10 protein-coding genes are annotated in these 12,429 nt (G+C 67.1%); 5 read left to right on the forward strand and 5 right to left on the reverse strand.

The window, feature by feature from the left end:
• Nucleotides 1-73 precede the first annotated feature (73 nt).
• Complete coding sequence (locus ACSYHF_RS17070; protein WP_080375111.1) at nt 74-949, reverse strand: EamA family transporter; 876 nt, start codon at nt 947-949, stop codon at nt 74-76.
• Between the two features lie 72 nt (nt 950-1,021).
• Here ACSYHF_RS17070 and ACSYHF_RS17075 point away from each other — a divergent pair, with 72 nt between their 5' ends.
• The 3 genes from ACSYHF_RS17075 to fhuE all read left to right on the forward strand — a co-directional run bounded on the left by ACSYHF_RS17075 (nt 1,022) and on the right by fhuE (nt 4,448).
• Nucleotides 1,022-1,504, forward strand: a complete 483-nt coding sequence (locus tag ACSYHF_RS17075; protein ID WP_032954522.1) for an Lrp/AsnC family transcriptional regulator — start codon at nt 1,022-1,024, stop codon at nt 1,502-1,504.
• A gap of 77 nt (nt 1,505-1,581) precedes the next feature.
• Nucleotides 1,582-2,133, forward strand: a complete 552-nt coding sequence (locus ACSYHF_RS17080) for a M23 family metallopeptidase (RefSeq protein WP_005419296.1) — start codon at nt 1,582-1,584, stop codon at nt 2,131-2,133.
• A 176-nt stretch (nt 2,134-2,309) separates the two neighbouring features.
• Nucleotides 2,310-4,448: a ferric-rhodotorulic acid/ferric-coprogen receptor FhuE gene (fhuE, locus tag ACSYHF_RS17085; protein ID WP_447575835.1), complete on the forward strand. Its 2,139-nt coding sequence runs from the start codon at nt 2,310-2,312 to the stop codon at nt 4,446-4,448.
• A gap of 132 nt (nt 4,449-4,580) precedes the next feature.
• Here the strand turns inward: fhuE and ACSYHF_RS17090 are convergent, their stop codons facing one another.
• The 3 genes from ACSYHF_RS17090 to ACSYHF_RS17100 all read right to left on the reverse strand — a co-directional run bounded on the left by ACSYHF_RS17090 (nt 4,581) and on the right by ACSYHF_RS17100 (nt 8,379).
• Entirely contained in the window at nt 4,581-7,391 is a 2,811-nt protein-coding gene (locus ACSYHF_RS17090; RefSeq protein ID WP_425520252.1) for a TonB-dependent receptor, read from the reverse strand.
• 322 nt (nt 7,392-7,713) lie between these two features.
• Entirely contained in the window at nt 7,714-7,881 is a 168-nt protein-coding gene (locus tag ACSYHF_RS17095; RefSeq protein ID WP_005419301.1) for a hypothetical protein, read from the reverse strand.
• A 90-nt stretch (nt 7,882-7,971) separates the two neighbouring features.
• Nucleotides 7,972-8,379 (reverse strand): ExbD/TolR family protein, encoded by a 408-nt coding sequence (locus tag ACSYHF_RS17100; protein ID WP_005419303.1) that lies wholly within the window; start codon nt 8,377-8,379, stop codon nt 7,972-7,974.
• A 150-nt stretch (nt 8,380-8,529) separates the two neighbouring features.
• Between ACSYHF_RS17100 and ACSYHF_RS17105 the strand changes: the two genes are divergently transcribed.
• Both ACSYHF_RS17105 and ACSYHF_RS17110 read left to right on the forward strand, forming a co-directional pair.
• Nucleotides 8,530-10,515: a transglycosylase SLT domain-containing protein gene (locus ACSYHF_RS17105; RefSeq protein WP_447575836.1), complete on the forward strand. Its 1,986-nt coding sequence runs from the start codon at nt 8,530-8,532 to the stop codon at nt 10,513-10,515.
• A gap of 198 nt (nt 10,516-10,713) precedes the next feature.
• A complete protein-coding gene (locus tag ACSYHF_RS17110) occupies nt 10,714-11,934 on the forward strand; it encodes a multifunctional CCA addition/repair protein (RefSeq protein WP_447575837.1) in 1,221 nt (406 codons plus the stop codon).
• A 53-nt stretch (nt 11,935-11,987) separates the two neighbouring features.
• Here ACSYHF_RS17110 and ACSYHF_RS17115 read toward each other — a convergent pair whose 3' ends face one another.
• Nucleotides 11,988-12,422, reverse strand: a complete 435-nt coding sequence (locus ACSYHF_RS17115; protein ID WP_197599275.1) for an SseB family protein — start codon at nt 12,420-12,422, stop codon at nt 11,988-11,990.
• Between the last annotated feature and the right edge of the window lie 7 nt (nt 12,423-12,429).

The raw sequence follows: 12,429 nt of genomic DNA on the forward strand, positions 1-12,429 counted from the left end.
CTGGTAGGTGCGGACCGCTGGTCCGCACGCCGCTCTGGTGGGTGCGGACCGTTGGTCCGCACGCTCTCTGCCGCTACCCGGCCTGGACCACCGGCACCTTCAATCGCCGCGCGGTCATCGTGCTGCCCACCGAAGCCAGCACCGTGCAGCCGATCGCCAGCCACTGCAGCCCGTGCAGGTGTTCGTGCAGCAGCAGCATCGCCCACAGCGCGGCCACCGCCGGCTCCATGCTGATCAGGATGCCGAAGGTCTCCTTTGGCAGGCGCTTGAGCGCCATCATCTCCAGCGACATCGGGATCGCGCTGGAGACCAGCGCCACCAGCAGGCCGGCGGCCAGGATCTCTGGATCGAGCAGCGCGGTGCCGGCATGCACCACGCCCACCGGCACCACCACCAGCGAAGCCGCCAGCAGCCCCAGCGACACCGAATGCCCGGCGTGCAGGTGTCCGGCACGCTTGCCGAACACGATGTAAAGCCCCCAACACGCCGCTGCGCCCATCGCATACAGCACGCCGGCCGGATCCAGCGCCGGGCCGCCGCCCAGCGGCAGCAGCAGCAACAACCCCACCACTGCGCAGCCCACCCAGACGAAGTCGATCGGTCGCCGTGATGACAGCATCGCCACCGTCAGCGGCCCGGTGAACTCGATGGCCACCGCGATGCCGAAGGGAATCGTGCGCAGGGCCATGTAGAACAGCAGGTTCATCAGGCCCAGGGTGAGCCCGTAGCGCAGGAGGGTGATCGCATCCGCGCGGCCGGTCTTCCAGCGCCACGGCCGCCAGAACAGCAGCAGCAACAGCGCCGAGAAGCCCACGCGCAGCGCGCTGGTGCCCTGGGCGCCGATCAGCGGGAACAGGTGTTTTGCGTAGGAGGTGCCGATGGCCAGCGAGGTGACCGAGCCAAGCACCGCCAGCGCCGGCAACATCGGCGCGAGTCGTGAGGTCTGCATGGGCAAAGTCTATTGCGCCCGCGCCGAGCACTTGGCTCAATTGACAGCCCGTTCGTGCAACTTCTGCTCACCATGGCTACCGCCCCCGTGCTCGACAGCTTCGACCGCGCCATCCTCGGCCTGCTGCAGCGGGACAACACCCTGCCGCAGCGCGAGATCGCCGAGGCCGTGCACCTGTCCACCCCAGCCGTGCAGCGCCGCATCAAACGCCTGCAGGACAGCGGTGTGATCGCGGCCAACGTGGCGGTAGTCGCCGCAGCCAAGGTCGGGCGACCGCTGACCATCATCGTCGAGGTGCGCGTGGTCAGCGAGCAGCGCGAACGCGTGGCGCCGTTCAAGCGCCGCGTGCAGGACGACCCGGCGGTGCAGCAGTGCTACTCGATCACCGGCGACGGCGATTTCCTGCTGCTGGTGTCGGCCGCGTCGATGGAAGAGTACGAGGCGATCACCGAGCGGCTGTTCGGTGGCGATGACAACATCGAGCGCTTCCGCACCTCGGTTGCACTGGGAACGTTGAAGCGCAGTTTCGAAGTGCCACTGGACCCGGTTCTGTAGCGCGGAGCCATGCTCGACTGCGCTTTGACCGCAAAGCAACAGCCGCCGAGCATGGCTCGGCGCTACAGTCGGAGACCATGAACACATCGCCCTCCCCCGCCCGTCGCCTGCGCCGCTGGCTGCTGCGCGGCCTGTGGCTGGTCATCGCGATCGTTGCCGCCATGGCACTGTGGAACAGCCCATGGGCCGCTGCGCCGAAACTGCTGTGGACACTCTCGCGGATGCCTCCGGCCACCGAGCTTCCGGTGCCGGTGGAAGGTGTGCGGCCCCGCCAGATCGCCGATACCTTCGGCGCCCCACGCGGCCGTGACCGCTCCCACGCCGGCATCGACATCTTCGCCAAGCGCGGTACCCCGGTGCGCAGTGCCACCGCCGGCGTCGTCGTGGATGTCAGCGACCGCGGCCTCGGTGGCCGCCAGGTGTGGGTGATCGGGCCCGGGCGCGAACGCTACTACTACGCGCATCTGGAGGGCTGGGCCGAGGGTCTGTCGCGCGGCCAGGTGGTCCAGGCCGGCGACCTGCTTGGCCACGTCGGCGACAGCGGCAACGCCAAGGGTACGCCGCCGCACCTGCACTGGGGCATCTACGGCGCCGACGGCGCCCGCGATCCACTGCCGCTGCTGCGCTGACCCAGCCCACACCCGGATCATCGGGTCGATTCGTTCAATATTTGTAAATAGGAATAGTTCGTATTACGATTTCTTTCGTTTCCGGTGGCGCCAGGACGGCCTGCCCGCCCTCCCCCTACCCGTAGCGCCTCGCCTTCTGGATGCCGGCCGAGCGCGCGTGCTCGTCCAGGACCCCCATGACCCGTTCCGCCTTCCGTACCCCGCAGCCGCAACGGCTGTCCGTTGCCGTGCTCGCCGTTCTCTGCGCCGTGGCCCCGGCCGCCTTCGCCGACACCGCCGCCGATCCGACCACCCTCGACAAGGTGGTGGTCAAGGGCGAACGCGCCGAAGGCTATTCGGTGCGCCGTACCTCGGCCGGCACCCGCTTCGACCTGGCACCGCGCGAGATCCCTCAGTCGATCAGCATCATCAGCCACCAGCGCATCGAAGATCAGAACCTGGACGACATCATCGACGTGCTGGCCAACACCACCGGCGTGACCAGCACCCAGTCCGACAGCGAGCGCACCGAGTTCTACGCGCGCGGGTTCTACATCGATGCCTACCAGTTCGACGGCCTGCCGACGCAGATGGTGCAGAACTGGAGCTACGGTGATTCCGGCCTGGATCTGGCGCTGTACGACCGCGTGGAAGTGGTGCGTGGTGCCACCGGCCTGCTCAGTGGTGCCGGCAATCCGTCCGCCTCGGTGAACCTGATCCGCAAGCACGCCGACAGCGCCGAACTGGCCGGCAGCGTGTCGGTGAACGTGGGCAGCTGGGGCCGCACCCGCACCACCGTGGATGTGGGCAGCGCGCTCAATGCCAGCGGCACCGTGCGCGGGCGCGTGATCGGCAGCTATCTGGATACCGATGGCCAGATGGACCGCTACAACCAGCGCAAGACGCTGGGCTACGCCGTCATCGATGCCGACCTGACCCCGGACACCCAGCTGAGCGTGGGCTACGACTACCAGCAGAAGCGCGCCAATGGTGCGACCTGGGGCGGCTTCCCGATGTGGTACGCCGATGGCAGCCCGACCAACTACCCGACCTCGTTCAATCCGTCGCCGGACTGGACCTACTGGGACACTACCAGCAAGCGTGCGTTCGCCACCCTGCAGCACGCCTTCAGCAACGGCTGGAAGTTCAGGATCGGCGCCACCCACGACCGCACCAACGCCGACGACAAGCTGTTCTATCCGTCCTACACCGCGTTCGACAAGGCCACCGGCACCGGCGTCACGCCGATGGCCGGCTTCTACAACACCGAGCGCAAGGTCGATGGCATCGATGGCTACATCGACGGCCCGTTCCAGCTGTTCGGCCGCGAGCACCAGTTCATGGCCGGCCTGAGCTACAACAAACGCGAATTCGCCAACTACGGTGACTTCCAGATGGGTGGCCCCGGCACCGGCTGGAATCCCTTCAGCTCCTATCTCGACTGGACCGGCAACATCGCCCAGCCGAACTGGAACCCGCTGGCGCTGGCCAGCCAGGGCACCATCACCCAGAAGGCCGGCTATGCCGCCACCCGTCTGTCGCTGGCTGATCCGCTGAAGCTGATCCTCGGTGCGCGCTACACCAACTGGAAGAGCGAAGGCGAGAACGACGACCGCGAACACAAGGTGACCACCCCGTACGCCGGCCTAGTGTATGACATCAACGATACCTACTCCGCGTACGCCAGCTACACCGAGATCTTCCAGCCGCAGACCGCCCGCGACCGCAACGACCGTTATCTCGACCCGGTCGACGGCAAGAGCTACGAGGTGGGCGTCAAGGGTGCCTGGTTCGACAACCGGCTGAACGCCTCGCTGGCGGTGTTCCGCATCGAGCAGGACAACGTCGCCCAGATCACCAGCGAGCCGATCATCGGCCGTCCGGGTGAGTTCGCCTCGATCGCCGCACGCGGCACCGTCAGCCGTGGCTTCGAATTCGAAGTGAACGGCGAACTGGCACCGGGCTGGAACGCGACCTTCGGCGCTTCGCGCTACGTGGCCAAGGACATCAACGGCGCCGACATCAACACCAACCTGCCGCAGACCGCACTGAAGCTGTTCACCAGCTACACCCCGCAGTCGCTGCAGGCGTTGACCGTCGGCGGCGGTGCCAACTGGCAGAACCGCATCTATTACGCCGCGCCGGTCGTCGGCCGCTTCGAGCAGGAAGGTTACGCACTGGTCAGTGCCTTCGTGCGCTACCGCATCTCGCCGGAGTTCAGCGTGCAGGCCAACCTCAACAACCTGCTGGACAAGAAGTACTACTCGCAGATCACCGGTTACGGTGCCTACGGCGATGGCCGCAATGGCTCGCTGACGTTCACCTGGGCATTCTGATCAGACGCGGGGTACGACCACCCCGCACCTGTAGCGCCGATCCCATGCCCGGCTCAGAGAATCAGCCGAGCGCGGGCTCGGCGCTACATCCGCAAGGCAGCGCCGGAACTGACCGGCGCTGCCCCCCTCACATCAGAACCGCAGGTCCGCGCGCAGGTACCAGTAACGGCCACGCGGGATGTCGTAGGTCGAGGCGTCATACCCGTTCAACGAGCACGACAGGCAGATCGGCGGATCCTTGTCGAACACATTGTTCAGGCCCGCGGTCAGCTGCAGCCCCTTCATCCAGTCGATCTTGTAGCCCACCTGCATGTCGTGGAAGGTGGTGGCCGAGAGCGTGTTGGTGCCGTCGGCCTGGTTGCTGCACACCGGGAATGCCACGGCATCGCCGCAGTTCTCGGTCAGCTCGGAGATGTGCCGCACCGTCCAGTTCGCACTCCAGCGGTCCATTGTCCAGGCGATGCTGGCGTTGCTGGTCCACTCCGGAATGGAGCTGTCGGCCACTTCCACGCCCGGCTTCTGCGGCTGCTTCTGCCCGGCCGCGCCGGTGGCTTCGTAACGACCGACGAACGTGTTCTTCCAGGCCAGCTTGAACTGGCCGAAGGAGGTCTGCGGCAACGTCCAGAACAGGTCCACGTCCCAGCCGTCGGTCTTGATCGAGCCCAGATTGGTCAGGCGGTTGTTGAAGCTGCTCACCGCACCCGTGCTGGCGCGGGTGATGCCATCGCAGTACACCGGGTCGAGCGTGTCCACGCACAGGTCCAGCTGGGTCTGCGCGTTGATGGCCTGGATCGCACCATCGATGGCGTGGCGGTAGAAGGTCACCTCCACATCGAAGCGCTCCGACCACGACGCGTTGTTGCCGAACCACGGGCTCCACACGAAGCCAGTGCTGAAGCTGCGCGAACGCTCCGGTTCCAGATCACGATTGCCGCCGGTGGTCACCGAGATCTGCGAGTTGGCCTGCTGGAAGCCGGCCGGCACGCCCAGCGCGGCACAATTGGCGGCACTGCCACGTGGTGGCGTACCGCCCAGGCCCACCGAGCATGGATCGAACAGCTGCAGGTCGGCACGTGCGGCCGAGCCGTACAGTTCGCCGATGGACGGTGCGCGGAAACCCTCGGCGTACGTGGTACGCAGCACGAAGTCATCGGTCACCTGCCAGCGCAGGCCGTACTTGGGCGTGAACTCGCCACCGAAGGTGGAGTAGTCCGAATAGCGGCCGGCCAGGCTCAGGTCCAGCTTCTTGCCCAGCGGCGAGTCGGCGAAGATCGGAACGCTCAGCTCCAGGTAGGCCTCGTTGACGTCGTAGGAACCGGAGGTCGGCTGCGACGGTACGCCGTTGTAGTGGCCGATCACGGTCAGCGGATCCGGCTGGTACCAGCCCTTGTACTTGCGGTACTCGTAACCGCTGGCGAACGATACCGGACCCGCCGGCAGGGTAAACAGGTCGCTGGACAGGTTGGCGGTGAACAGGCTCAGCTCGTTCTGGCTGCGGTCGCGCACCACCGGCTGGATCCACTTCAGCATGTCCGGGGTGATCGAACCGACGCCACCGAAGATGTTCAACGGCACGCAGCCCGGGGTTGCCGCGCACACCGCCGGGTCACCCAGGGCCATGTTGACGTTGTAGATGTTGTAGCTGCCGTAGTTGGTCTGTTCGGCCTTGTTCTTGCTGTACATGCCGTTGACGTCCCAGTACCAGCTGCGGTCGGCGGCCTGGAAGTTGCCGACCAGGCCGGTGGCCACGTAGGTGGTGTTGACCTCCTGCTTGAACACGCGCGCACCGCCTTCCACCGGGCGGCGGCCGATCAGGCTCATGTTGTCGCCGGAGACGAGATCGAAGCCGAACGGGTTGTACGGATTCAGGCGCGAGACCACGATGTTGTCGGCCAACGGATTGCCGGTGGCGCCATCGGGGCCGAAGAACAGCGGCTCGGGGCCGGCCTGGTTGGTCGACTCGCGGCGGTTGCCCAGTGCCTTGATGTACCACTGCACGTTGTCGGTAATGTCAAAGCGGAACTGGCCGAACAGGCCCTTGCGCTCGGACGGCGTGAGGACCATGTTGTACTCGGCGAAGTTGAAGCGGTCGGCGCTGGTGAAGCAGTGGTAGTCATCGCTGCGGTTGCAGCCGGCGCTGCCGTCATAGCGCGGGTTGGGCACGCCGCTGTTGGGCACGATGTCCTGCTCTGCACCGGTGTTGGGGTCGACGAAGGCGAAGCGGCCCTGTGGAATGCCGCCGCTGCCGAAGGCCAGGCCGGTGCCCGGAATCGGGAAGCGCGACTGCTCGCGATCCTTGGCGAATACCGGGTCCTGCTTGGTCCAGCTGGCGCCCAGGAACAGGCTGAAGCGATCACCGCTCTTGCCCCACGCCAGGTCCACGCCCTTCTGGGTGCCGTCGCCCTTGCTGTACTCACCATAGTTCAGGGTCACCTGCCCGCCATCGAAGTCGCGGCGGGTGATGATGTTGACCACGCCGGCGATGGCATCGGAGCCGTACAGCGACGACGCGCCGTCTTCCAGCACCTCGATGCGTTCGACGATGGCCAGCGGAATGGTGTTGAGGTCGGTGGCCGCACCGACGCCCGATGCGGACGACTCGTTGACCCAGCGGATGCCGTCAACCAGCACCAGCACGCGCTTGGCACCGAGGTGGCGCAGATCGACCTGCGCCGAGCCGGCACCCACGCCACTGCCATCGGGCGGGAAACCGAAGTTGCCGGACGAGTTGAACTTGGCGTTGAGCGCAGAGCCGGAACCGGTGAGCTGCTGCAGCACTTCGCCGATCGAGGTCAGGCCGGTGCGTTCGATGTCGCCACGGGTCAGGGTCTGGATCGGGACCTGGCCCTCGACTTCAGCGCGCTTGATGCGGGTACCGGTCACTTCCACCGCGTCCAGGTTGGTGGTGGATTGTGCAGCGGCACCCAACGGGGCCAGGGCCATCACGCACAGCGCGACGGCAACCGCCAACGGGCGGTGGTGCAGGTGATTCATTCGCTCTCTCTCCAAAGGAATGTCGGGACATGGACTGCCGCGCTCCCCCCTGCATGGCGGCAGCGTCTCCTTTGTAAACAAGCGGTAAAAATCACGGCGTGACGATCGACACCCTTTCACGCGGAATTGACGCAATTGACGGCCATTTGCGTCAAATGGGGGCCGTTTAGAACCGGACGGTACTGTTCAACGCCCTTCGCTATGGTGCCGGTGGCGACAGCGCGCGCCGAGATCCGCCACAGCTCATCAAGGGGCCTTGTCGATGCCGGCGCTAGTGACCGGGCGCGTCGACGCGCAGCCCATGCTGGCTGACAGCCAGCAGCACGCGCGCCATATCTTCATAGTCGGTGTCGTCGGCGGTCGCCAGATGCACCGGGGAGCGATGCTGCTGCGGCATCTGCTGCGCCTGCACCAGCGGTGCCAGATTGGGAGTGGCCATCAAGGAAGTGGCGCGCTGTGTCCCGTATCGCATGCCACGTTCCCCGGCAGGAAGCGCGGCCCGCCGATGGCAGACCGTCCGTTGCCGGACTCAACGCACGAAGGCGATGCGCTCCATGCCGGTGGCCTCGGCGGCGGCCAGGATCCGCGCCATGCCTTCGTACTCGGCCGACGGATCGGTGGCGATGCGCAGCTCCGGCAGGCTGCCAGCATGTTCACCGGCCTGTGCCTGCAGGCGCGCCTGCAGATCGTCGATGGCCATCGGCTGGCCATCCCAGCTCAGCTGGTTCGAGGCATCCAGGCGCAGCTCGATCGGCGGGGGCGGTTCGGGGCGATCGACCACGCGATCAGTGGCCTGTGGCAACTGAATGGCAATCGGCCGGGCCACGATCGGCGCGGTCACGATGAAGATGATCAAGAGCACCAGCATCACATCCACCAGTGGCGTGACGTTGATGTCCGCCAGCGGGCCGCTTCTTCCTGCGCTACTGAACGCCATGTGCCGCTCCCTGCAGCCGGGCCGTTCGCCCAAGGCCGACGTTACGACGCCTGCAACGCCGTGCGGCAGGGCCTGCGCGGATTCATTCAGCTGTCGTTGCCGACGCCGGGCGTGCACGCAATGCGAAACTGAATTCAGCCATTGCCCGCTATGCTGCCCGCTATGACCCGACGCACTTCGACCGCCCTGTCCCTGCTGCCCTTGGCCACCACGCTGCTGATCGGCTGCGCCAATGCCCAGTCCCTCGATGCCCAGAACGCGCAGCTGAAAGCCGCGATCGCAGCCGCCGAACGCGGCCAGTTCGATCCTGGCCAGGCCGCTGCGCTCAGCCGTCACCCGGCCTATGGCTGGCTGGAGTACGCCAACCTGCGCCGCAACATCGATACCGTCGATACCGCGCAGGCCCAGGCCTTCCTCAAGCGCTACGACGGCCAGGCCGTGGCCACCACCTTCCGCAGCGTGTGGCTGCCCTCGCTCGCACGCCGCCAGGACTGGCCGACCCTGCTGGCCAACTGGGCGCCCACCGAAAACACCGGCCTGCGCTGTGCGCAGCTGACCGCGCGCCAGGTGACGGGCAAGGTCGATCCGCAGTGGATCAGTGAAGCGCAGGATCTGTGGCGCAAGAACGGCAAGTCGCTGCCGGACGGCTGTGATGCCGTTTTTGCCGTGCTGCAGGCACAGAGTGGCCTGAGCGACGCCCTGCGCTGGGAACGCATCGATGCCGCCGCCGATGCCCAGCAACCGGCGGTGATGCGCAGCGCCGCACGCGGCCTGCCTGCCGCCGACCTGGCGCTGGCGAACAATTACGCCGCCTTTGTCGACAAGCCCAATGCCAGCGCCCTGAACTGGCCACGCAACGAGCGCAGCCGGCGCATCGCCACCGATGGCCTGGCCAAGCTGGCCAAGGCCGACCCCGGCGCCACCGAGCAGCAGCTGCCGCAGTACGCCCAGACGCTCGGCCTGAGTGCCGACCAGCAGGGCCAGGTGCTGTACCAGATCGCGCTGTGGACAGTGGCCTCCTATCTGCCCGATTCGGCACGCCGCCTCAACGCGGTGCCGGAGTCGGCCTATGACGAACGCCTGCACGAGTGGCGCGTGCGCGAAGCGATGTCGCGCGGCGACTGGCCGGCGGCGCTGACCGCCATTCGCAAGATGGGCAGCAAGCAGCGCAGCGACCCGCGCTGGCGCTACTTCGAAGGCCGCATGCTGGAGAAGACCGGCCAGGCCCAGCAGGCGCAGCCGCTGTTCCGCGAGGCCGCGCGCGCGCCGACCTTCCACGGCTTCCTCGCCGCCGACAAGCTGCAGCAGGGCTACACCCTGTGCCCGTGGAAGCCGAACGACAGCGCACAGGCACAGGCGGTGATCGCGCGCGACCCGGCCATCCAGCGCGCGATGGCGCTGCACCAGATCGACCGCGCCGGCTGGGCCGTGGCCGAATGGAACAGCGCGCTGTCGCGCTTCGATGACACCCAGCGCCGCCTCGCCGTGCGCGTGGCGCAGGACAATGGCTGGTTCGACCGCGCCGTGTTCGCGCTCGGCAAGCAGCCGCAGGAACAGCGCCTGTACGACCTGCGCTTCCCGCTGCATCACGACGCCACCATCCGCCGCGAATCGGCACGCAACGCGATCGACCCGGCCTGGGTGGCCGCGGAGATCCGCGCCGAGAGTACCTTCACTCCGCGTGCGCGCTCGCCTGCCAATGCCATGGGCCTGATGCAGGTGCTGCCGGCCACCGGTGCCAGCGTGGCCAAGTCGATCGGCCTGACCGGCTACGGCGGCGCCGACAGCCTGTACGACCCGGACACCAACATTGCCATCGGCACCGCCTACCTGCGCCAGCTGATGAACAAGTACGACGGTCTGCCGTACGTGACCATCGCCGCCTACAACGCCGGCCCGACCCCGACCGCACGCTGGCAGGGCCAGCGCCCGGGCTTCGATCCGGACCTGTGGATCGAGACCATCAGCTACAAGGAAACCCGCGAGTACGTTGCCCGCGTTCTGGCCTTCAGCGTGATCTACGACTGGCGCCTCAATGGTGATGCCCTGCCACTGAGCGACCGCCTGATGGGCCGCCTGGTGGACAAGCGCAAGAACTTCAGCTGCGCCGCCAACGCCGAGCAGGGCGGCGATTGATCGCACAGCGGTCGTGCCGGCGGCTGGCCTCGATCGGAATATGCACCGCCTGGGTGCTGCTTCGGGGTGGCGCGGCCTGCCGTGATGCCTCTGTATTGGTAGTGCCGGCCGCTGGCCGGCAACCGCAGCCATTCCGAAGCTGCCGGCCAGCGGCCGGCACTACCGGAACATCTGCGCCGGCCGTGCGATCATTCCCCCATGAAGATCTATCTTGTCGGCGGCGCCGTGCGCGACCGCCTGCTGCAGCGCCCTGCCGGCGACCATGACTGGGTGGTGGTTGGCGCCACGCCTGCGCAGATGGAAGCGCAGGGCTACACAGCGGTTGGCCGCGATTTCCCGGTGTTCCTGCACCCGAAGACCGGCGAGGAATACGCACTGGCGCGCACCGAGCGCAAATCCGGCCGCGGCTATCGCGGCTTCGTGGTCGATGCTGATCCGGCGGTGACGCTGGACGAAGACCTGCAGCGCCGCGACTTCACCATCAACGCGATTGCCTGTGACGAAGACACCGGCACGCTGGTGGATCCCTATGGCGGTGTGCGCGATATCGAGCAACGCGTGCTGCGCCACGTTGGCCCGGCCTTCGTTGAGGATCCGCTACGCGTGCTGCGCGCGGCCCGATTCATGGCGCGCTTTGCGCCGCTGGGCTTTACCGTCGCCGAAGAGACCATGGCGCTGATGCGCGAGGTCGCCGCCAGTGGCGAGCTGGACGCGCTGGTGCCCGAGCGCGTCTGGCAGGAACTGCGCAAGGCGCTGGTCAGTGAGCGGCCCTCCGCCTTCCTGCGCACACTGCACGATGCGCATGCCCTGGGCCCGATCCTGCCCGAACTGGAAGCGCTGTACGGCGTGCCGCAGCGTGCTGAATTCCACCCGGAAGTCGATACCGGCATCCACCAGGAAATGGTCAGCGACATGGCCGCGAAGCTGGCCCCCGGCGATGACCTGGTCGGCTTCGCCGCGCTCACCCACGATCTCGGCAAGGGCCTGACCCCGCCGGAGGAATGGCCGCGCCACATCATGCACGAGCAGCGCGGCATCAAGCCGCTGAAGGCACTGTGTGCGCGGTTGAAGATTCCCGCCGAGCACCAGCAGCTGGCCGAAGCGGTCTGCCGCGAGCACTTGAACGTGCACCGCATCGACGAACTACGCGATGCCACCGTGCTGGAACTGCTGGGCCGCTGTGATGCGCTGCGCCGGCCGGAACGCGTGGCCCGCATCGCGTTGTGCTGCGAGGCCGACAAGCGCGGCCGGCTCGGTTTCGAGGATGCCGACTACCCGCAGGGCGAAACGCTCAAGCGCCTGCACCGGGCAGCGCTGTCGGTGCAGGCCAGGGATCTGGATACCACCCATCTGAAGGGCCCGGCCATCGGCGAAGCGCTGGCCAAGGCGCGGGTGAAAGCCATCGCCGCCGCCCGCTGAAGCACCTGGTAGTGCCGGCCGCTCCGCTGGCCGGCACCCCTAAATCGCTGGCTTCAATGCGCCATGCCGCGGGTGATCGCCGCCGCCCGCTGCTTCAGCTGGGCCACGGCATCGGGAATCATCTCCATGCCCACGTCCAGGCCCGGGTTCAGGACCAGGCCGACGCCGTCGCCGATACCGGCCAGCAGCGCGTGCACCGCGATCGGCATGGCATGCGCGAACTGCGGCAGCTGCTCGTGCCACAGGCCGGCGCGCTCGGGGGCAGTGAACACCGCGAACATCGGCTCGTCGCTCTCGCTGGTCAGCACCAACGGCGAGATGCTCTCGTCCCAGGCGCCATCTTCGCCGATGGCCTTGTCCAGCAGCACGAACGCCGTCGAAGTCAGCAGGCCGTCGAGGAACTGCGCTGCGGTCAGCGTGCCGTCCTGGGCCTGCAGCAGGCGCACCTCGAGGTCGTTGAGGGGTTCGAACGGGGTGTCGTGGTCCATGGTCGGT

The sequence above is a fragment of the Stenotrophomonas maltophilia group sp. P373 genome, assembly GCF_053295075.1.